Annotated in this window: 16 protein-coding genes and 5 tRNA genes; 13 read left to right on the top strand and 8 right to left on the bottom strand. The window is 71.7% G+C overall.

Annotated elements, in window-relative coordinates:
* Positions 1-4: 4 nt before the first annotated feature.
* From ACIPLC_RS05690 to ACIPLC_RS05670, 5 genes are all read right to left on the bottom strand, one after another.
* Entirely contained in the window at positions 5-3346 is a 3342-nt protein-coding gene (locus ACIPLC_RS05690; RefSeq protein WP_400471390.1) for a nitrate- and nitrite sensing domain-containing protein, read from the bottom strand.
* A 394-nt stretch (positions 3347-3740) separates the two neighbouring features.
* On the bottom strand, positions 3741-4325 hold the full coding sequence (locus ACIPLC_RS05685; protein WP_400471388.1) for a GTP-binding protein: 585 nt from the start codon (positions 4323-4325) through the stop codon (positions 3741-3743).
* Positions 4306-4731 carry a DUF742 domain-containing protein gene (locus ACIPLC_RS05680; protein WP_063347718.1) on the bottom strand — a complete coding sequence of 142 codons (426 nt, stop codon included), beginning with the start codon at positions 4729-4731 and terminating at the stop codon, positions 4306-4308. Before ACIPLC_RS05680 ends, ACIPLC_RS05685 begins: the two co-directional genes overlap by 20 nt.
* 165 nt (positions 4732-4896) lie before the next feature.
* Positions 4897-5310: a roadblock/LC7 domain-containing protein gene (locus ACIPLC_RS05675; RefSeq protein WP_030057391.1), complete on the bottom strand. Its 414-nt coding sequence runs from the start codon at positions 5308-5310 to the stop codon at positions 4897-4899.
* Between the two features lie 10 nt (positions 5311-5320).
* The gene (locus ACIPLC_RS05670) at positions 5321-9184 is read right to left on the bottom strand and encodes a nitrate- and nitrite sensing domain-containing protein (protein WP_400471386.1); all 3864 of its coding nucleotides are present in this window, start codon (positions 9182-9184) and stop codon (positions 5321-5323) included.
* A gap of 587 nt (positions 9185-9771) precedes the next feature.
* Between ACIPLC_RS05670 and ACIPLC_RS05665 the strand changes: the two genes are divergently transcribed.
* The 8 genes from ACIPLC_RS05665 to ACIPLC_RS05630 all read left to right on the top strand — a co-directional run bounded on the left by ACIPLC_RS05665 (position 9772) and on the right by ACIPLC_RS05630 (position 13334).
* Positions 9772-10041, top strand: a complete 270-nt coding sequence (locus ACIPLC_RS05665; RefSeq protein WP_400471384.1) for a hypothetical protein — start codon at positions 9772-9774, stop codon at positions 10039-10041.
* Positions 10042-10285: 244 nt separating this feature from the next.
* The gene (locus ACIPLC_RS05660) at positions 10286-11086 is read left to right on the top strand and encodes a fumarylacetoacetate hydrolase family protein (RefSeq protein ID WP_063347716.1); all 801 of its coding nucleotides are present in this window, start codon (positions 10286-10288) and stop codon (positions 11084-11086) included.
* Positions 11079-12578: a glutamate--tRNA ligase gene (gene gltX / locus ACIPLC_RS05655; RefSeq protein ID WP_400471382.1), complete on the top strand. Its 1500-nt coding sequence runs from the start codon at positions 11079-11081 to the stop codon at positions 12576-12578. The genes ACIPLC_RS05660 and gltX overlap by 8 nt, the downstream gene beginning before the upstream one ends.
* A gap of 251 nt (positions 12579-12829) precedes the next feature.
* A tRNA-Gln gene (locus tag ACIPLC_RS05650) sits at positions 12830-12901 on the top strand.
* A 37-nt stretch (positions 12902-12938) separates the two neighbouring features.
* Positions 12939-13011, top strand: a tRNA-Glu gene (locus ACIPLC_RS05645).
* A 27-nt stretch (positions 13012-13038) separates the two neighbouring features.
* Positions 13039-13111, top strand: a tRNA-Glu gene (locus ACIPLC_RS05640).
* 26 nt (positions 13112-13137) lie between these two features.
* Positions 13138-13210, top strand: a tRNA-Glu gene (locus tag ACIPLC_RS05635).
* 49 nt (positions 13211-13259) lie between these two features.
* Positions 13260-13334, top strand: a tRNA-Gln gene (locus ACIPLC_RS05630).
* A 104-nt stretch (positions 13335-13438) separates the two neighbouring features.
* Here ACIPLC_RS05630 and ACIPLC_RS05625 read toward each other — a convergent pair.
* The gene (locus ACIPLC_RS05625) at positions 13439-14152 is read right to left on the bottom strand and encodes an IclR family transcriptional regulator (protein ID WP_030306825.1); all 714 of its coding nucleotides are present in this window, start codon (positions 14150-14152) and stop codon (positions 13439-13441) included.
* A gap of 232 nt (positions 14153-14384) precedes the next feature.
* On the opposite strand from ACIPLC_RS05625, the gene leuC reads away from it, so the two are divergent.
* The 4 genes from leuC (at position 14385) to ACIPLC_RS05605 (ending at position 17799) form a co-directional block, all read left to right on the top strand.
* Complete coding sequence (gene leuC / locus ACIPLC_RS05620; protein WP_400471379.1) at positions 14385-15821, top strand: 3-isopropylmalate dehydratase large subunit; 1437 nt, start codon at positions 14385-14387, stop codon at positions 15819-15821.
* Between the two features lie 5 nt (positions 15822-15826).
* Positions 15827-16423, top strand: coding sequence for a 3-isopropylmalate dehydratase small subunit (gene leuD / locus ACIPLC_RS05615; protein WP_400471377.1), 597 nt, complete (start codon positions 15827-15829; stop codon positions 16421-16423).
* A 181-nt stretch (positions 16424-16604) separates the two neighbouring features.
* Entirely contained in the window at positions 16605-16952 is a 348-nt protein-coding gene (locus tag ACIPLC_RS05610; RefSeq protein WP_371517045.1) for a hypothetical protein, read from the top strand.
* Between the two features lie 133 nt (positions 16953-17085).
* Positions 17086-17799 (top strand): HU family DNA-binding protein, encoded by a 714-nt coding sequence (locus ACIPLC_RS05605; protein ID WP_400471375.1) that lies wholly within the window; start codon positions 17086-17088, stop codon positions 17797-17799.
* A gap of 191 nt (positions 17800-17990) precedes the next feature.
* Here ACIPLC_RS05605 and ACIPLC_RS05600 read toward each other — a convergent pair whose 3' ends face one another.
* Together ACIPLC_RS05600 and cofC are read right to left on the bottom strand one after the other, a co-directional pair.
* Entirely contained in the window at positions 17991-18212 is a 222-nt protein-coding gene (locus ACIPLC_RS05600; RefSeq protein WP_063347710.1) for a hypothetical protein, read from the bottom strand.
* A 56-nt stretch (positions 18213-18268) separates the two neighbouring features.
* Positions 18269-18952, bottom strand: a complete 684-nt coding sequence (gene cofC, locus ACIPLC_RS05595) for a 2-phospho-L-lactate guanylyltransferase (protein WP_400471373.1) — start codon at positions 18950-18952, stop codon at positions 18269-18271.
* A 232-nt stretch (positions 18953-19184) separates the two neighbouring features.
* On the opposite strand from cofC, the gene ACIPLC_RS05590 reads away from it, so the two are divergent.
* The gene (locus ACIPLC_RS05590) at positions 19185-20009 is read left to right on the top strand and encodes a lysophospholipid acyltransferase family protein (RefSeq protein ID WP_400471371.1); all 825 of its coding nucleotides are present in this window, start codon (positions 19185-19187) and stop codon (positions 20007-20009) included.
* Positions 20010-20021 lie beyond the last annotated feature (12 nt).

Below are 20021 nucleotides of genomic sequence, written 5' to 3'. Positions count from 1 at the left end.
CAACTCAACGCTCCTGGTGGTTCGAGCCGCCGAAGAGATCGGTGCTTCGGTTCTGTCCGTTGCCGGACGGGTCTACCTGATCGGGGTCGATCCGGAAGCTTCCGGTGTTACCGGCACTGCGGCCCTGCTCCACGCCGCGCCGCAGGTTGGTGAGCCGGCCGCGGACCTCCTCGGGGCTGCGGGAGACCTGCGGCCCGTCCTGCGGAGTGGGCTTGGCGTTCCCGGCCACCAGGTTCTGCTTGGGCACGCGCCGCGGCAGGCCGGCCCCGGTGGTGCCGCCGGAGGCGGGCTCGCGGGTCTGCTCGGCCTGCTGCCAGGCGCCGTCGTTGGGCGACTGCCAGGGCGAGTTGGTCGGGCCGGTCGGGCCGTAGCCGCCCAGCGCCGACACGTCGTGGCCGCGCGGTTCGTCGACCGCCGAGGTGTCCTTGGCGCCGGCGAACCAGTTCGGGGCGTCGCCGCCGCCCGCCGGAGCGGGCGACGTGCTGAGGCCGCCACTCGCCAGCTGCTGGCCGGGGCGGCGCTGCGGCAGCCCGGACGGCAGGGTGGCGGCGGGCTCGGCGGCGGGCAGCGCGGGCGGCTCCGGGGCGTACGGGTGGCCGGCCGGGGCCTCCTCGGCCTGCTGGCCGTACTGGTCGGCGTAGCCGTCCTGGTAGCCCTGGTAGCCGTTGTCCTGGTAGTCCTGGCGGCCGTACTGGTCGTCGGCGTAGCCGGACTGCTCGTAGCCCTGCTGCGGGTACTGGCCGTACTGGTCCTGGCCGTACTCGTCCTGCTGGTAGCCGTCCTGGGCGTAGCCGTACTGGTCGTCGGCGTAGCCGGACTGCTCGTAGCCCTGGGGGGCGTACTGGTCGTAGCCCTGCTGGTACTCCTCCTCGACCTCGGCGTCCAGCACCGGCGGCTCGCCGTCGTGCGGGGCGCCCTCCAGGGCCGCGCGGCGGACCTGGTCGAGGCGCTGCGAGCGCTGGACGGACTCCAGGGCCGGGCTGAAGCCGCTGGACCCGGCGTTGCCGGCGCCGGTGAGGTGGTCGTCGAAGCCCAGCTCGGCGGCGCTGCGCGGCTGGCCGCCCGGCGCCCACTGGGAGCTCGGCTCCTGCTCGGCGAAGATCCGGGAGACGGTGAACTGCTCCTCGGGCTCCGGCGCGGCGCCCGACCGGGTGATGAACGGCGGGATCATGACCAGCGAGGTGGTGCCGGCGGACTCGCCGGACGGGCGGAGCTGGACGCGGAGGTCGTGCCGCTGGGACAGCCGGCCGACCACGAACAGGCCCATGCGGCGGGAGATGGTGGCGTCGACGGTGGGCGGCTCGGCCAGCTTCTCGTTGATCTCGGCGAAGTCGTCGGCGGTGAGGCCGATGCCCTTGTCGTGGATCTCGACCAGCACCCGGCCGTCCGGCAGGCGGGTCGCGTTGACCAGGACCCGGGTCTGCGGGCTGGAGAACGAGGTGGCGTTCTCCAGCAGCTCGGCGAGCAGGTGGACGAGGTCGGTCACGGCGGCGCCGACGACCTCGACCTCCGGGATGCCGGACAGCTCGACGCGCTCGTACTGCTCCACCTCGGAGGCGGCGGCGCGGAGCACGTCGACCAGCGGCACCGGGGTGTTCCAGCGGCGGCCGGCCTCCTCGCCCGCGAGGACGAGCAGGTTCTCACCGTTGCGGCGCATACGGGTCGCGAGGTGGTCCAGCTTGAAGAGGTTCTCCAGCTGGTCCGGGTCGGCCTCGTTGTTCTCCAGGTCGGTGATCAGCGCCAGCTGGCGCTGGATCAGGCCCTGGCTGCGGCGCGACAGGTTGGTGAAGATCGCGTTGACGTTCCCTCGCAGCAGGGCCTGCTCGGCGGCGAGCGCCACGGCCTGCTGGTGGACCTGGTCGAACGCCCGGGCGACCTCGCCGATCTCGTCCTTGCCGTGCAGCGGGATCGGGGTGACGGAGGTGTCGACCCGGTCGGGGTCGGTCTTGGAGAGCTTCTCGACCAGGTCCGGCAGGCGGTGGTCGGCGATCTCCAGGGCGGCGCTGCGCAGGGTGCGCATGCCGAGGATCATCGAGCGGGCGACGTAGCCGGTGAGCAGACCGGCCAGGATGAGCGCCGCGACGACGATGATCGTGTTGAGGATGGCGTCGTAGAGCGCGTTGTCCTTGAGGTTGCGGGAGTCGGTGAGGACGTCGTCCAGCAGCTGGACCTCGGTGTCCCGCAGGGCCTGGATGTGGGTGTTGGAGGCCTGGTTCCAGTTCTCCGGGGTGAGGCCGGAGTCCTTGGCATCCTTGTAGGCCTGGTCGGCGGCGGCCTTGCCCTTGCTCTGGCCCTCGGCGGCGGCCTGGCTGTAGGCGGCGCCGAGGGAGAGCAGGGTCTGCATGGAGGGCGCGGTGCCGTTCGGCATCTTGTAGGCCGAGCGCTCCGACGCGGCGGCCTGGGCGACCTGCGCGTTGGCGTACTTGCGGGCGTCCTCGGGGGCGCTGCCGGTGTTGAACTCGGTCAGCGAGACCTGCTCCAGCCGCTCCGCCACCAGGATCTGCTGGATCACGTCGGCGTTCTCGAACCGGGTGGTGGCGTTCTGGGAGATGCCGACCAGCAGGTGCAGCATGAGCGCGCGCTGGGTCGAGGCGGAGGCCTTGGCGAGGGACATCGCGTAGATCGCGCGGCCCTTGCTGGCGGCGTTGCTGGAGCTGATGCCGACCGAGTTGTCGTAGGACAGCAGCGGGGCGAACATCACCGAGTAGGCGTTGACGGTGGCGCCGGCGAACAGCTCGGGGCCGTACGCGTTGGCCCGCAGGTGCGGCAGGTCGACCACCAGGGCCTGGAAGCCCTCGTGGCGGCGCGGCAGCTCGCCGGTCTTGTCGGAGGCCGCGTAGGCCGCCTCGTACGCCTTCAGCGCGGCGTCCGTGTTGGCGCGGATCTTGGCGACCTTGCCGTCCGGGTCCTGCTTGGTGAGCAGGGGTATCAGCGTGGTGTCGCGCTCGATCTCCAGCGATTCGGCGAGCTCGGTGGCCGCCTTGGCGAGCTCGGCGGTCTTCTCGGCGCGGGAGGCCTTGATGTAGCCGTCGACCGAGGTGTTCACGCGGAGGCCGCCGAAGACGAGGCTGATGATCACGGGGATCAGCAGGATCGCGATCAGGCGGGTCGGCACGCGCCAGTTGCGCGGGCGGAGGAAGTCGTACCGCCTGGATCCGTCGCCGTCCGGACCGTCGCTGCGGGGCTCCGTGGACGCGGCCGGGGGCTGCGGGGCCGAGGGCGCTTGGGAGCGCTCCTCGGTGGGGGTGAAAGCGGAGAATCCGGCCGGGTCCGCTGCGGTACCGTTCGGCTCGCTCCGGCGGGGCTCGGAGCGCCGCTGCGGGGCGGGTTGCTGCTTACGCCTCACTCGACAACTACCTCTCGGCCGACAGTCGGCCATGGATCAATCCAGCGCTACCCCCGGGCCCTGGCCCGTCACCGGCGGGCCGGCACGAGAGCTTCAGGGGTAGCTGGAATTTCAGCACGTGCAGGGATGGGGGACAAACAGCCGCCGGATGGCCCCCGCGTCGGCGCAATAGGGACATTCACCGACATGACGGAGCAAAACCGTGGTCTTCTGGCGCTGAGTGACGCTGATTCGCCACGCAGAGTCACTGTTGATCACGAAATGCCTACCGAACTGTTATCCGCTGCTTATACAGCGGGTCTTGCGCGATGCCCCTGGAGGACACCGGCCGGTAAGCGGCTCCGCCCCGGGGACCGCCACGCCGACGGCCCCCGGGGTCCGGATGTCCGGCCCGTCATCGGAGTCGGGCGAGGAGGGCGTGTTCGACGAGGGTGATGAGGGCGCTCTTGGCGCTGTCGCGGCGGCGGGCGTCGAGCGTGACGACGGGGGTTTCGGCGCTGAGTTGGAGTGCTTCGCGGACTTCGTCGGCGGTGTGGGGTTGGTGTCCGTCGAAGCCGTTGAGGGCGACGACGAAGGGGAGTCCGCTGTTCTCGAAGTAGTCGAGGGCGGGGAAGCAGTCGGCGAGGCGGCGGGTGTCGACGAGGACGACGGCGCCGATGGCGCCGCGGACGAGGTCGTCCCACATGAACCAGAAGCGGTCCTGTCCGGGGGTGCCGAAGAGGTAGAGGATGAGGTCTTCGTCGAGGGTGATGCGGCCGAAGTCCATGGCGACGGTGGTGGTGGTCTTGCCGGAGACGTGGCTGATGTCGTCGATGCCGGCGGAGGCCGAGGTCATGACGGCTTCGGTGCGCAGGGGGTTGATCTCGGAGACGGCGCCGACGAGGGTGGTCTTGCCGACGCCGAAGCCGCCTGCGACGACGATCTTCGCGGAGGTGGTGGCGCGGGTGGGGGCGGCCGCGTTAGAGCTTGCGAAGTCCACTGAGGACCCTTTCGAGCAGCGTGACATCGGGCGTTCCGCCCGACTCGCCCGCGGCGGCGGGCTGGTGGATGGCGACGAGGCCGGCCTCGGCCAGGTCGGCCACGAGGATGCGGGCCACCCCGAGCGGGACGCCGGCCAGTGCGGAGATCTCCGCGATGGACTTGACCTCACGGCAGAGGTTCACGATCCGGGCGTGCTCGGGCAGCAGGCCACCGGTCCGCTCGGCGTTGCCCGTGGTCGAGATCAGGGCCTCGATGGCGAGCTGGTACCGGGGCCGGGTGCGGCCACCGGTCATCGCGTACGGGCGGACCAGCGGCTGCTGCTCGTAGCCGTCGGACTGCTGCCCGCCGTAGCCGCTGCCGTACCCGTTGCCGTACGAGCCGGCGGGTGTCGAGGGCGGGGTCATGGGTCCTCCTTGTGCTGCAGCCTTGGGCAGCCGGTTCCAGCTGGGGCGGTGCCAGCTGAGGCGGGATCAGCTGCCTGAGGGTAGCTGAGGGTGAGACGCCGGGGCCGGTCGGGTCGGACCCGGCGGGGGAGGTGGGACGGTGGGTGGATTCCGCTCGGACTCCGGTCAGTGCAGGAGACTGCCCTGGAGTTCCGCGCGGAGTGCGGGGGTGAGGACGGCGCCGGCGCGGTCGACGAGCAGGGCCATCTCGTAGCCGACGAGGCCGATGTCGGAGTCGGGGGAGGCGAGTACGGCGAGGGCGGAGCCGTCGCTGACGGCCATGAGGAAGAGGAAGCCTCGTTCCATCTCGACGACGGTCTGGTTGACCTCGCCTCCTTCGAAGATCCGGCTGGCGCCGGAGGTGAGGGAGGTGAGGCCGGAGGCGACGGCTGCGAGCTGGTCGGCGCGGTCGCGGGGGAAGCCCTCGGACATGCACAGCAGGAGGCCGTCGGCGGAGACCACCACGGTGTGGGACACCCCGGGGGTGTTGTCCACGAAATTGGTGATCAGCCAGTTCAGGTTCTGTGCGGCCTGGCTCATCTGATTCAACTCAACGCTCCTGGTGATCTGCGCCGTTGCCGTCGGTCCGGCCACCGAAACTATCGAATCCGGGCTGCTGGGCACCATGCTGGGAGCCCGGCTGGTTGGCCTGTTCGGCCCCGGCCCGGCGGCCCTGCTGGATGCCGCGGCGCAGGTTGGTCAGCCGGCCGCGGACCTCCTCGGGGGCCCGGGAGACCTGGGGACCGGTCAGCGGCGAGGCCTCGGCGGTGCCGGAGACCAGGTTGGCCTGCGGGGTCCGCCGGGGGAGACCGGACATGGTGACGCCGCTGGTCGAGGGCTCGCGGACCTGCTCGGCGCGGCGCCAGCGCTCGTCGTTCGCGGACGGGCGCCACGGGGCGTCCCCGGTGCCGGGCTGCGGCTGGCCCTGCTGCGGGGCCTGGGCCTGGGCTTGGGCTTGGGCTTGGGCCTGCGGAGCCTGCTGCGGGGTCTGGGCCTGCTGCGGCTGCTGCGGGGCCTGCTGCGGGGCCTGGGCCTGCCGCCCCTGCGGGTCGGACGGCTGGAACTCCGGCGCCGAGGTGCCGGGCCGGCGCGGCTGGTACTGCCGCGGCCGCGCCTCCTGACCACCCTCCTGCGGGTACCACGGCTGCTCGGCCGCGCCCTCGGAGGGGCCGGTCGGCAGTGCCATCGGCTCGGGCCGGGCCTGCTCCTGGCGCACCGGCTCGGGCCGGGCCTGCTCCTGACGGACCGGCTCCGGGCGCGTCGGGTTCGGCACGCTCGGCAGCACCGGCTCCACCAGACCGAGGCCCAGCGGGTCGCGCGGGTCGATCTGGCTGGCCTCGAAGCGCGGCCGGGCGAACTGCTGGGTGCTCTCCATCGGCGACGGCTCGGCCGACGGCAGCGGCTGGGGCTGCTGCTGTGGCGGCAGCTGCGGCTGGCGGTCGCGCTGCGGCGCCTCCGGGCCGGGGCGCTGCGGACGGCGCTGGCCCTGCGGGCCGGGCTGGCCGGGGCCGCCCTGGCCCTGCGGGGCGGGCCGGCGCTGCGGCAGGCCGTCCTGCGGGCGGTTGCCCGGGCGGGCGCCCTGCTGCTGCGGAGCGCCGCCCGGCCGACCCGGCCGGCCGTGCTGCGGCTGCTCGCCGGTCCGGGGGCCCGGACCGCCGTCGAACTCGCCGCCCGGGCGCGGCCGTTCCTGGCCGGGGCGGCCCTGAGCGGGCCGTTCCTGGCCGGGGCGGCCCTGAGCGGGCTGCTGCTGGCCGGGGCGGCCCTGGGCGGGCCGTTCCTGGGCGGGGCGGCCCTGGGCGGGTTGCTGCTGGCCGCGGCGGGGCAGGCCGCCGAGGCCGCCCTGTGCCGGGCCGGGCCGGTTCGGGCCGCGCTGCGGCAGGCCGCCCTGCGGGGACTGCTGGGGCTGCGGGGACTGCTGGGCCGGCTTCTGGCCCTGGCCCTGGCCCTGGGGCTGAGGGGCCTGTCGGCCCGGTCCCTGGGGCCCCTGGGGCTGCTGGCCCGGTCCCTGCTGGCCCGGCTGGGCCGGGTTCTCGCGCAGCGACTGGCCGACCTGACGGGTCGGCAGGCCGCCGGGCGCGGCAGGCGCCCCCGGGCCGGTCGGAGCACCCGGAGCACCCGGGCCGGTCGGAGCACCGGGGCCGGTCGGGCCGGTCGGAGCGGTCGGGCCGCCCTGGCCGAGCTGCGGGCGGCCGCTCTGCGGGGCACCGCCGCCCGGGCCCTGGCCGAGCGCGGCAGGGCCGCCCTGGCCGCCCTGGCCGGGCGGCACCTGGCGCTGCTGGCGCGGCGTCGGGGCGACCCCGCGCTGCTGCTTGGCCTGCGCGGGGCCGGGCCGGCCGGCGCCGCGGCGGTCGGCGGAGTTGGTGACGTCCACCGGGAGCATGACCAGCGCGGTGGTGCCGCCGGAGTCGCTGGGGCGCAGCTGGATGCGGATGCCGTGTCGCAGGGACAGGCGGCCGACCACGAAGAGGCCCATGCGGCGGGAGACCGAGACGTCCACCGTCGGCGGGTTGGCGAGGCGCTCGTTGATCTCGGCGAGGTCGTCGGGGCTCAGGCCGATGCCGGTGTCGTGGATCTCGACCAGGACGCGGCCGTCGGGCAGCGCGTGGCCGGTGACCCGGACGCGGGTCTGCGGGCTGGAGAACGAGGTGGCGTTCTCCAGCAGCTCGGCGAGCAGGTGGACGAGGTCGTTGACGACGCGGCCGGCGACCTCGGCCGACGGCACGGCGGCGAGCTCGATGCGCTCGTACTGCTCCACCTCGGAGGCGGCGGCGCGGAGCACGTCGACCAGCGGGACGGGCCTGGTCCAGCGGCGGCCCGGGTCCTCACCGGCGAGGACGAGGAGGTTCTCGCCGTTGCGGCGCATGCGGGTCGCGAGGTGGTCCAGCTTGAAGAGGTTGGCCAGCTGGTCCGGGTCGGCCTCGCGGCTCTCCAGCTCGGAGATGAGCGACAGCTGGCGCTGGATGAGGCCCTGGCTGCGGCGCGAGAGGTTGGTGAACATCGCGTTGATGTTGCCGCGCAGGAGGGCCTGTTCGGCGGCGAGGCGGACGGCCTCGCTGTGCACCATGTCGAAGGCGTGCGCCACGTGACCGATCTCGTCGGTGGAGTCGACGGCCACCGGTTCGACCGTGGTGTCGACGTCGTGCGGGTCGCTCTCGGAGAGGGTCTTGACCAGCTCGGGCAGACGGCGTTCGGCGACGTCCTCGGCCGCGGCCTGCAGACGGGTCAGCGAGCGCACCATCGAGCGGGCGATCAGACCGGCGCCACCGAGGGCGACGAGCAGCACCAGGGCGATGGCGGCACCGATGATGATGGCCTCGGTGTCGGCCTGGGACTGGAGGTCCTGGGCCTTGCCGTCGAGGTCCTCGATGAGCTTGGACTCGATCCGGCGCTCGGCGGTGATCTTGGCGCTGGCCTTCTCGTACCAGTCCTTGTAGGTCACCGGGTCGGTCTGGTGGATGCCGCTCGGCTGGAGGATCGAGCGCGCGTACCGGTCGGCGTCGGCGATCACCGAGTTGTAGCTGAGCTGGCCGCGCAGGTTGTCCAGGTCGTGCGCGGTGTAGATGTTGTTGAAGCTGGTGAGCGAGTTGTCGTACGAGGTGCGCAGGCGGATGCCGAAGGACTCGTCGCTGGGGCTGAGGTCGGGGCCCTTGGGGTTGGCGAGTGCGGCGCCGATCAGGGCGCGCTGCTGCGAGGTGGCGTTCTTGGCCAGCGAGAACTGCTGCAGCGAGCGGGTCGCGACGAGCAGGTCCTTGTTGTTCGAGGCGAGCGCGATGTCCTGGGTGATGGCCAGCAGGTCGCGGATGATCACGTCGTAGGCGGTGATCGTCGACTGGATGTTCTGGTTGTTCTGGTACGGCGAGTTGCGCGCGTCCGAGATCGAGTTCAGGTCCCTGCGGATCTGGAACAGCAGCGCCTTTCCGCCCGAGAGTTCGAGGTTCTCGAACTTGTCCGAGGACGTGGTGAAGGTGCGGCTCAGGTCGTCGGTGGCCTTGCGGGCGGTGGCGATGTCGTCGTCGAGCGGGTCGTTGGGCCGCGCGGTGATGTAGCCGGCGCTGATGTCGCGCTCGGTCTGCAGGGCGTCCGCGAGGTTGGTCGCCTTCTTGGCCAGGTCGGACAGGTTGGCCATCTGGGCGAGCTGCTGCGAGTTCTGCATCGAGGCCTGGATCCGCAGGCCACCGAGGGACAGGGAGACCAGGACGGGCAGGGCGAGCAGGGCGATCAGCCGGGTGCGGATGCGCCAGTTGCGCATCGCGAGCCGGCTCAGACCGGTGGCCCGCCGCCTGGTCAGGGTCGTCCGGAGCTTGTCCCGGGCGGACTTCCGCTCCTGGCCGTCGTCCTCCGGGTGCCCGGGGGCCTCGGGGATCACCGGCTCGACCGGGCCGCCGGGGGCCGCCGCCGGCTGGGGGGCTGCCACAGGCTCAGGCTCCGGGTTACCCGCGGCGCCGCTACCCCTTTTGAAACGTCCCTGCACTGGCGTCGCAACCTCTGGACCGGGCGTCCCGCCGCGTCGCCGCGGACCGGACGGTGTCGAGTTTCCTTCCGCTCCCCGGCCGGTCCGGGTGAGCGGGTCGCCGGGGTGGACTTCTCCCTACCCACGGTCCGTGGCATTCCAGCACAGCCGGGGAATCCCAACAAGGGCCGCCAGGACACGCCGGGCGCCGCTACCGAACGCGTGCGTGACTTCACTGACTGTGTGGCAACAGGACCGGAATACCGCATTTTTCGGACACTCGCCGGATACATGCCAACCCGACCCGAGATCGAGAAGAGTCACAGACCTTCCGAAATGACCGTTATCGGAGATATGCCGGAAAATCCCGTTGCGGCGATATGTCGGATATCTGCAATTCACTCATGAATTTGTGAGCAAAATCACAGCACAATGTGTAGCTTTGGTCACGGTCCCTGTGGAATGAGATCTCGTAACCTGGCTGTCTCCGGAGCACGGCCCCGATCAGCCTGCCCAGAACCCCTCCGAATCAATCGGAATCACTCAGGCCGGTGCCGATCCGCCGCGATCCGCCCGACCGCGACCACGAGGTGCTCTCGATGTCCCAGGCGAAGAAGGCCACCAAGTCCACGCTGCCCTGCCGCTCCACGGCGAACCCGCGCCGGACGACGCTGGCCTCGGTCGCGGACTTCAGCACGATCCCGGGCGCCCGCAAGCCCGAGGACGCCGTCACCTACACGACCGAACTGCCGGCCAGCACCGCCAACCCGCGCCGCACCCAGCTGATGGTCGCCCCGGCGCCCGTCGTCCTGCAGGACTGATCCGACCCGCGCTCCGACAGGGCGCCGCGGCCACGCCCCGTGGGCGGCCGTGGCGCCCTGCGGCGTTCCCGGGCGGCTGCCGGGGCTTGCGGCCCAACCGCGCTGAACAGGGGCAAAGCGGTCAGCCGGAGCCCCACGCGATAGCCTGGACGACGATTGACGGGGCCGCGCCCACCGTGGGCGAGGCGCCCACCAGCGCCCGGGCGCGCCCCGGGCGGTCGACGAAGCGAGGGGTAGCCCAGCCGTGCGCATTGCCAGGTTTTCCGTCCGGGAGGGGAGCCCTGCCGCCGGCAGCGTCTCCTTCGGCGTGGTGGAGGGCGACCCTTCCCAGCCCGACTCGCTGGTCGTCCACGCGCTGGCCGGCCACCCGTTCGGCCAGCCCCAGCCGACCGGCGAGAGTTACCGATTCCAGGACGTCCGGCTGCTCAGCCCGATGCTCCCCAACAAGATCGTGGCGGTCGGCCGCAACTTCGCGGCGCACGCCGCCGAGCTGGGCAACGACGTCCCGGACGTCCCGCTGACCTTCTTCAAGCCGTCCACCTCGGTGATCGGCCCGACCGAGAACATCGCGTACCCGCCGTTCTCCTCGGACGTCCAGCACGAGGCCGAACTCGCCGTGGTGATCGGCCGGATGTGCCGCGAGGTGCCGCTGGACCGGGTGCCCGAGGTGATCCTCGGCTACACCTGCGCCAACGACGTCACCGCCCGGGACGTGCAGAAGCGCGAGGGCCAGTGGGCCCGGGCCAAGGGCTTCGACACCTCCTGCCCGCTGGGGCCCTGGATCGAGACCGACCTGGACCCGGCCGACCTCGCCGTCACCTGCACGGTCAACGGCGAGCTCCGGCAGGCCGGCCGCACCTCCCAGATGGTCCGCTCGGTCGCCGAGCTGATCGTCCACATCTCCGAGGCCATGACGCTGCTGCCCGGCGACGTCATCCTCACCGGCACGCCCGCAGGGGTGGGCCCGCTCAACGTCGGCGACGAGGTCGCCGTCTCCATCGAAGGCATCGGCACTCTCACCAACAAGGTGATCAAGCGTGGCTAACACTGACCCGGCCGTCCGGGTTCGCTTCTGTCCGTCCCCGACCGGGAACCCGCACGTGGGCCTGGTCCGTACGGCCCTCTTCAACTGGGCCTACGCCCGCCACAACGGCGGCACGCTGGTCTTCCGGATCGAGGACACCGACTCGGCCCGCGACTCCGAGGAGTCGTACGACCAGCTGCTCGACGCGATGCGCTGGCTCGGCTTCGACTGGGACGAGGGCCCGGAGGTCGGCGGCCCGCACGCGCCGTACCGCCAGTCCCAGCGGATGGACATCTACGCCGACGTCGCCCGCCGCCTGCACGAGGCCGGCCACGCCTACCACTGCTACTGCAGCACCGAGGAGCTGGACGCCCGCCGCGAGGCGGCCCGCGCGGCCGGCAAGCCCTCCGGCTACGACGGCCACTGCCGCGAGCTGACGGACGATCAGGTCGCCGTCTACGAGCTGGAGAAGCGCGAGCCGATCCTGCGCTTCCGGATGCCCGACCGCACCCTCAGCTTCGACGACCTGGTGCGCGGCACGCTCACCTTCGAGCCGGAGAACGTGCCGGACTACGGCATCGTCCGCGCCAACGGCGCCCCGCTGTACACCCTGGTCAACCCGGTGGACGACGCCCTGATGGGCATCACCCACGTGCTGCGCGGCGAGGACCTGCTCTCCTCCACCCCGCGGCAGATCGCGCTGTACGCCGCGCTCGCCGAGATCGGCGTCGGCGACGGCGCCACCCCGCGCTTCGGCCACCTGCCGTACGTGATGGGCGAGGGCAACAAGAAGCTCTCCAAGCGCGACCCGCAGGCCTCGCTCAACCTGTACCGCGAGCGCGGCTTCATCCCCGAGGGCCTGCTCAACTACCTGTCCCTGCTGGGCTGGTCGCTGGCCGACGACCGCGACCTCTTCGGCATCGACGAGATGGTCGCCGCCTTCGACATCGCCAAGGTGAACGCCAACCCGGCCCGCTTCGACCTGAAGAAGTGCGAGGCGATCAACGCCGAGCACGTCCGCAAGCTGGCCCCGGAGGACTTCGTCCGCCGCCTGGTGCCGTACCTGCAGGCCCCCGGTCTGCTGCCGGCCGAGCCGACCGCCGAGCAGCTGGACCTGCTCGCCAGGATCGCGCCGCTCACCCAGGAGCGGATGGTCGTGCTGAGCGAGATCGTGAACATGGCCGGCTTCCTGTTCGTCGACCCGGCCGACTTCACCGTCGACCCGGACGACGCCGCCAAGGCGCTCAACTCCGACGCCCGCCCGGTGCTGGAGGCCAGCGTCAAGGCGCTGGAGGCGCTCGCGGACTTCAGCCCGGAGCCGATCCAGGCCGCGCTGCGCGAAGCGCTGGTGGACGGGCTGGGCATCAAGCCCAAGTTCGCGTTCACGCCGCTGCGGGTGGCCGTCACCGGCCGCCGGGTCTCGCCGCCGCTGTTCGAGTCGATGGAGCTGCTCGGGCGCCCCGAGACGCTTCGCCGGCTGAACTCCGCCCTGGCGGCGCTGCCGGCCGCCTGAGCGGGCCGCTGAGCAGGCCACGGGCCCGGCCTCGTGCCGGGCCCGTGGCCTGCCCGGATGTCACCGCCCGGATGTCACCGGGCGGCCGCCCGGCCGCTGCCTGGGGTTATCAATTTTGGAGCCGGGGCAGACGTCGGGTAATGTTCTTTCTGCGCCGCCCGGGAGGGAACGGACGAGGGAGCGAAACCCCCCGCCGGTCCCGAACGAGAGGCGCAACGCCTGAGAGGGCCCCGACAGGGGTTCAACTCTGGTGGGGTATGGTGTAATTGGCAGCACGAGTGATTCTGGTTCATTTAGTCTAGGTTCGAGTCCTGGTACCCCAGCGCAGTACGCAAGTCCAGCAGTACAAGTGAAGATCAAGCCCCCGTTGTGTAGCGGCCTAGCACGCTGCCCTCTCACGGCAGTAGCGCCGGTTCGAATCCGGTCGGGGGTACTGATCCCGCAAGGGATCACCTGGAAAGCCCCCGTTGTGTAGCGGCCTAGCACGCTGCCCTCTCACGGCAGTAGCGCCGGTTCGAATCCGGTCGGGGGTACTGATCCCGCAAGGGATCGCCAGGAAGCCCCCGTTGTGTAGCGGCCTAGCACGCTGCCCTCTCACGGCAGTAGCGCCGGTTCGAATCCGGTCGGGGGTACTCCAGAGCATGAAGCCGGTGGGTTACCCCATCGGCCCTTGCTTTGTGTTGGGGTATGGTGTAATTGGCAGCACGAGTGATTCTGGTTCATTTAGTCTAGGTTCGAGTCCTGGTACCCCAGCCAGAAATTCAAGACCCCGGTTTCCGGGGTCTTTTTTCGTATTTCCCGGAGCATTTCGAAGGGCCCCGCGCGGTTGTGTCGCGCGGGGCCCTTCTCCGTGGTGGCGGTCAGCTGCGACGGAGTGCCTCGGTGAGCCGGTTCGCGGCCTCGATGATGGCCTGGGCGTGCAGTCGGCCCGGGTGGCGGGTCAGTCGCTCGATCGGGCCGGAGACGGAGACGGCGGCCACCACGCGGTTGGAGGGGCCGCGCACGGGCGCGGAGACGGACGCGACGCCCGGCTCGCGCTCGCCGATCGACTGGGCCCAGCCGCGCCGACGGACGCCGCTGAGCGCGGTGGCGGTGAAACGGGCGCCCTGGAGGCCGCGGTGCAGCCGCTCGGGCTCCTCCCAGGCCAGCAGGACCTGGGCGGCCGAGCCGGCCTTCATCGGCAGGGTGCTGCCGACCGGGACGGTGTCCCGCAGGCCGGAGAGCCGCTCGGCGGCGGCGACGCAGATCCGCATCTCGCCCTGGCGGCGGTAGAGCTGTGCGCTCTCGCCGGTGACGTCGCGCAGGTGGGTCAGGACCGGGCCCGCGGTGGCGAGCAGCCGGTCCTCGCCCGCCGCGGCGGAGAGTTCGGAGAGGCGGGGGCCGAGGATGAATCGCCCCTGCATGTCCCGGGTGACCAGACGGTGGTGTTCGAGTGCGACGGCGAGTCGGTGGGCCGTGGGGCGCGCCAGACCGGTGGCGGCGACCAGCCCCGCCAACGTGGCGGGGCCCGACTCCAGTGCGCTCAGCACCAGAGCGGCCTTGTCGAGAACGCCGACGCCGCTAGAGTTGTCCATGCCCTAAGACTGCAGTCTCAGTCCGCGAGACGCAAGTTCAATCTTCCGCGAAAAGCGCCACTCTGGATGCAGCAGCCCGGGAGACATCCAGGATGCGACCTCGGCAGAGTGTCCGCATCGTGGACAGCGATCCGGCGTGCAGGTCGCGCGAACGCGCCCGCCACAGGGCGGCGGTAGCTCCGACCTCGACGACACGAGAAGGCCGGCAACGCGGCCGGCTGGAGGGATTCCGATGGGACGGACACTCGCAGAGAAGGTCTGGGACGACCACGTCGTGCGGCGCGCGGAGGGAGAGCCCGATCTGCTCTTCATCGACCTGCACCTGCTCCACGAGGTGACCAGCCCGCAGGCCTTCGACGGGCTGCGGCTGGCCGGCCGGAAGGTCCGCCGCACCGATCTGACGATCGCCACGGAGGACCACAACACCCCCACCCTGGACATCGACAAGCCGATCGCCGACCCGGTGTCCAAGGTGCAGCTGGAGACGCTGCGCCGCAACGCCGCCGAGTTCGGCGTCCGGATCCACTCGCTCGGCGACGTCGAACAGGGCGTCGTGCACGTGGTCGGCCCGCAGCTGGGCCTGACCCAGCCCGGCATGACCGTGGTCTGCGGCGACTCCCACACCTCGACCCACGGCGCCTTCGGTGCACTGGCGTTCGGCATCGGCACCAGCCAGGTCGAGCACGTGCTGGCCACCCAGACGCTGCCGCTGGCGCCGTTCCGGACCATGGCCGTCACGGTCGAGGGCGAGCTGCCCGAGGGCGTCACCGCCAAGGACCTGATCCTGGCCGTGATCGCCAAGATCGGCACCGGCGGCGGCCAGGGCTACGTCCTGGAGTACCGCGGTTCGGCGATCCGGGGCCTGTCCATGGAAGCCCGGATGACCGTCTGCAACATGTCCATCGAGGCCGGCGCCCGGGCGGGCATGATCGCCCCGGACGAGACCACCTTCGCCTACCTCAAGGACCGTCCGCACGCCCCGCAGGGCGAGGACTGGGACGCCGCCGTCGCGTACTGGTCGACCCTGGGCACCGACGAGGACGCGGTCTTCGACCACGAGATCTTCATCGACGCGACCGCGCTGACCCCGTTCGTCACCTGGGGCACCAACCCCGGCCAGGGCGCCCCGCTGGGCTCCGACGTGCCGGACCCGGCCTCCTTCGCCGACCCGCAGGAACGCGCGGCCGCCGAGAACGCCCTCGCCTACATGGGCCTGGAAGCCGGCACCCCGCTGCGCGAGGTCACCGTCGACGCCGTCTTCGTCGGCTCCTGCACCAACGGCCGGATCGAGGACCTGCGCGCCGCCGCCGCCGTCGTGGAGGGCCGCCGGATCGCCGACGGCGTACGGATGCTGGTCGTCCCCGGCTCCGTCCGGGTCGCCCTGCAGGCCGTGGAGGAGGGCCTGGACAAGGTGTTCACCGCGGCCGGCGCCGAGTGGCGCCACGCGGGCTGCTCGATGTGCCTGGGCATGAACCCCGACCAGCTCGCCCCCGGCGAGCGCTGCGCCTCCACCTCGAACCGCAACTTCGAGGGCCGGCAGGGCAAGGGCGGCCGCACCCACCTGGTCTCCCCGCAGGTCGCCGCCGCGACCGCCGTCCTGGGCCGTCTGGCCGCACCTTCCGATCTGCCCTCCGACCTGGCGGACACCAACGTGGCTGTGGAGGCCTGAGAACCATGGAGAAGTTCACCACCCACACCGGCCGGGCCGTTCCGCTGCGGCGCTCGAACGTGGACACCGACCAGATCATCCCGGCCCACTGGCTCAAGAAGGTCACCCGTTCCGGTTTCGAGGGCGGCCTTTTCGAGGCCTGGCGCAAGGACGAGTCGTTCATCCTCAACCGGCCCGAGCGGCAGGGCGCCACGGTCCTGGTGGCCGGCCCCGAGTTCGGCACCGGTTCCTCCCGCGAGCACGCCGTCTGGGCACTGCAGAACTACGGCTTCCACGCGGTCATCTCGTCGCGCTTCGCGGACATCTTCCGTGGGAATTCCCTGAAGAACGGACTGCTGACGGTCGTCCTGCCGCAGGAGACCGTGGAACGACTCTGGGCGCTCACCGAGAGTAACCCTTCGGCCGAGATCACCGTTGATCTGGAAGCCCGTGAAGTCCGGGCCGAGGGCGTCACCGTCTCTTTCGAACTGGACGACAACGTCCGGTGGCGGCTGCTCAACGGGCTGGACGACATCAGCATCACCCTGCGAGAGGAGGCCGACATCGCGGCCTTCGAGGCGACCCGTCCGGCCTTCAAGCCCCGTACTCTGCCGGTTGCCTGAGATCCCCTCAGAACAAGCATTCTGGCGATCCACCGGATGGCCCGCCTCCCCTTCGGGGGGGCGGGCCATCCGCCGTTCCGGAGCACGAGTTAGCGCCGCGGCCCACCCCGGATTGCCCATTTGGCTTTGCCCGAGAGGGGCCCGCGCAAGTACAACTGCGGGTAGATGGCACAATCAGTACATGCACCGGCACCATGAACCTCCGTACGCGGGCGGCGAACCCGCGGCTCCGGAGTCCGTGGGCCGGGGATCCGAACGCCGAATTGACGATCGGCCGGACGTCGCCTCCGCACCAGCTGAGGGGCCGGACGACCAGGAAGTCGCAGCGCTCTACGCGCTTGTGGCCGAGCGGTTGAAGCAAGCTCACGCCCGCGTGCATGCGCTGAACGTGTCTGCCGATGCAAAGACCGCTCTCTCCCGTCAACTCCTCATCGTCACCGAGACCGCCAAGCGCGATCTTCCGGAGGCGGCAAGGCGGTTGAGTCGCTTTGTACATGACCTCGACGAGGGGCGCCCGCCCGTCGCCTGAGGTCGCCGACGCGCAAATCCATTGCGACACTAGGGTGATTCGCGCGTTTGGTAATTGAAAGTCCGCAGATACATACCTAACGTGCGAAAAGAACGGATGGAATCATCCGGCGCCCGTTTCCGAAGGGGAAGACGTGAACAAGGCTCAGCTTGTCGAAGCGGTGGCCGAGCAGCTGGGCGGTCGCAAGGCTGCCGCAGAGGCCGTCGACGCAGTGCTCGACACCATGGTCCGTGCCGTTGTGGCCGGTGACCGGGTTTCGGTCACTGGTTTCGGCACCTTCGAGAAGGTGGAGCGCTCCGCGCGCTTCGCCCGCAACCCGCAGACCGGCGAGAAGGTCAAGGTCAAGAAGACCTCGGTGCCCCGCTTCCGTCCCGGCCAGGGCTTCAAGGACCTGGTCAGCGGCAGCAAGAAGCTGCCGAAGGAAGGCCCCTCGGTGAAGAAGGCCCCCAAGGGCTCCCTCACCCCGGGCAAGAGCGGCGTCGCCGCCACCCCGGCCGCCAAGCGCGCCGCCACCAAGCGTGCCGCCACGGCCGCCGCCGCCGCTGCTCCGGCCAAGAAGGCCGCCGCCAAGAAGACGGCGACCACGGCCGCCGCCAAGAAGGCGGCCACCACCGCCGCGAAGAAGGCGACCGCCACCAAGAAGGCGACCACCACCGCCGCCGCGAAGAAGACCACCGCGACCGCGACCAAGAAGACGGCCGCCGCCGCCAAGAAGGCGACCACCACCGCCGCCGCCAAGAAGACCACCGCGACCGCCAAGAAGGCGACCGCCACGGCCAAGAAGACGGCTCCGGCGAAGAAGACCGCCACCCGCAAGACCACCGCGCGCAAGACCTCTGCCAAGTAGTCCCGCGCAGCGGTCCTCGGACGGCCTTCAGCAGAGAGCCGCGGCACCCCCCTCCGTGAATCGCGGAGACCGGGTCGCCGCGGCTCTTTCGATTTCCGGGCGCTTAGTCAGGATTCTCCGGCCGGCGGTGACCAGGCACGGAACGCGGCCGCGGCCGTGCCGGACGGTGGGGGAGGAACAGTGGGGGAGGGTCAGCCCGCGGCCGGGTCGGGGAAGGTCTGCAGCGTCACGAAGACCACCCGGCGGGCCTCGCCGGCGCCCTCGGTGCGGATCCGCACCCGCTGGCCCGGCCGCAGCAGCCGCAGGCCGCCGGCGTCGAAGGCGGCCGCGTCGAACGGCACCGGGGTCCCGTCGTCGAGCAGCACGGAGCCGGCCCGGGTGGCGGGGTCGAAGGTGAACGCGGTGGCCTGCATGGCAGCAGCATAGCGAGCGGCCCCGATCGGCCGGGCGGTGTCCCGCGGGGTGCGGGTCAGGACCGCTCCAGGCGGGCGAACAGGGCGCCGGTGTACGGGCCGAGGCCGAGCGCTGCGGCCTCGCCGAGGTCCGAGCCGGTGTCGACGTCCCGGCGCACCGACTCCACGTCCGCGAGGCGCAGTTCGAGTGCCCCGCCGGCCGCGTGCCGGGCCCGTGAGCCGTCCCCGAAGGCGGGGGAGAGCGGGCGGCCGGGGGTGCAGGCGAGCAGCGTGGTGCCGAGGCCGGGGGAGTCCGGCAGGAAGGCCCGGCCGTCCGGTGGCACCGCGCCCAGCACCCGGGCCAGTTCGCCCGGGCGCAGGGCCGGCAGGTCCGCCGAGAGGGCGGCCAGCGGCGAGCGCGGGGCGAGCGCCACGGCAGCCGCCGCGCCGTGCGCCAGCGCCTCGTTGAGACCGCCGCCGGGTTCGTCGGCGACCACCACCGCGCCCAGCGCCGCCAGTCGGGCGCCGGCCGCCGCGTCCCGGGTGACCACCAGGACCCGGGCGACGCCCGGGGTGGCCAGTGCGGCGGTGGCGGTGTCGAGCGCGAAGGACAGCGCGAGGTCCGCCCGGTGCGGCCCGGCGTACGGGGCCAGTCGGCTCTTCGCGAGGGCGAGCGGCTTGAGCGGCAGCACCAGCGACCAGTCGGCGATGGGTGCGGGGGGCGCGACGGGCCCGCTGGGGCGTACGGTGTCCTGGGTCATCGGCGTCATTGTGACGCCGGTCCCGGAGCCCTCGCCAGGCCGTCCGATCTGTGCGGACGTGCGTTTGATCACGCCTGCCGGGCGGGTTGGCGCGGTCGCTCGACAGCCGGTGAGCAGCCGGGCGAGACTGTTCCGCGCCCGTGACCCGGGCACCGGTCCCGTACCGGTGCGCGGCACCGGGAGGTTATGACCGCGGCACCCCACGTGCCGCATGGGATGAGGAGGACCTGGGGTGGCCCGCCGCTCGTACGCCAAGTTCGGCAACGCCGACTACGGCATCTGGTACCGCTTCGCGGCCGTGCTGGTGAAGCCGGTGACGACCGCGCTGGTGAAGCCCGACTGGCGGGGCTGGGAGCACCTTCCGAAGGAAGGCGGCTTCATCGCCGCGGTGAATCACAATTCGATCATCGACCCGGTGATCTACGCGCACTGGCAGTACAACAGCGGCCGTCCGCCGCGCATTCTCGGCAAGTCCTCGCTGTTCTCGATTCCCTTCATCGGATTCATGCTGCGCAAGACCGGCCAGATTCCGGTCTTCCGCGAGTCCACCGATGCCGCGCAGGCGTTCCGGGCCGCTATCGACGCCGTCAACGGCGGCCAGTGCGTGCAGTTCTACCCGGAGGGCACGCTCACCCGGGACCCGGACCTGTGGCCGATGACCGGCAAGAGCGGCGTCGCCCGGGTCGCGCTGATGACCGGCGCGCCGGTCATCCCGGTCGCACACTGGGGAGCGCACGAGATCATCCCGCCGTATGGCCGTCCGGGCTTCGGGAAGGGCAGGTTCAACCTCTTCCCGCGCCACCGGGTCACCGTGGCGGCGGGGCCCGCGGTGGACCTGAGCAAGTACCGGGGCCAGGAGCTCACCGCCCAGGTGCTCAACGACGCCACCGAGGACATCATGACGGCGATCACCGCCGTGCTGGCCGACGTCCGCGGCGAGGAGCCGCCGGCCGAGCGCTACGACATGCGCAAGGCTGCCCGGAACCGCGCCGCCGCAGCCGCCGCCGAACGCCGGCGCGCCAAGGGCGGCAACGACGACGAGGAGGGCGGCCGGTGACCCGCTGTGCAG

It is taken from the genome of Kitasatospora sp. NPDC086801 (assembly GCF_044745805.1).
Taxonomy (GTDB): domain Bacteria; phylum Actinomycetota; class Actinomycetes; order Streptomycetales; family Streptomycetaceae; genus Kitasatospora.
Note: the sequence above shows the minus strand (reverse complement) of the source record. Positions and strands in the feature narration are given on the sequence as shown.

Coding starts and splice junctions, on each gene's coding strand:
- ACIPLC_RS05680 (WP_063347718.1), bottom strand. CDS start 4,731: ATGACCCCGCCCTCGACACCCGCCGGCTCGTACGGCAACGGGTACGGC.
- ACIPLC_RS05675 (WP_030057391.1), bottom strand. CDS start 5,310: ATGAGCCAGGCCGCACAGAACCTGAACTGGCTGATCACCAATTTCGTG.
- ACIPLC_RS05625 (WP_030306825.1), bottom strand. CDS start 14,152: ATGGACAACTCTAGCGGCGTCGGCGTTCTCGACAAGGCCGCTCTGGTG.
- leuC (WP_400471379.1), top strand. CDS start 14,385: ATGGGACGGACACTCGCAGAGAAGGTCTGGGACGACCACGTCGTGCGG.
- leuD (WP_400471377.1), top strand. CDS start 15,827: ATGGAGAAGTTCACCACCCACACCGGCCGGGCCGTTCCGCTGCGGCGC.
- ACIPLC_RS05610 (WP_371517045.1), top strand. CDS start 16,605: ATGCACCGGCACCATGAACCTCCGTACGCGGGCGGCGAACCCGCGGCT.
- ACIPLC_RS05600 (WP_063347710.1), bottom strand. CDS start 18,212: ATGCAGGCCACCGCGTTCACCTTCGACCCCGCCACCCGGGCCGGCTCC.
- cofC (WP_400471373.1), bottom strand. CDS start 18,952: ATGACCCAGGACACCGTACGCCCCAGCGGGCCCGTCGCGCCCCCCGCA.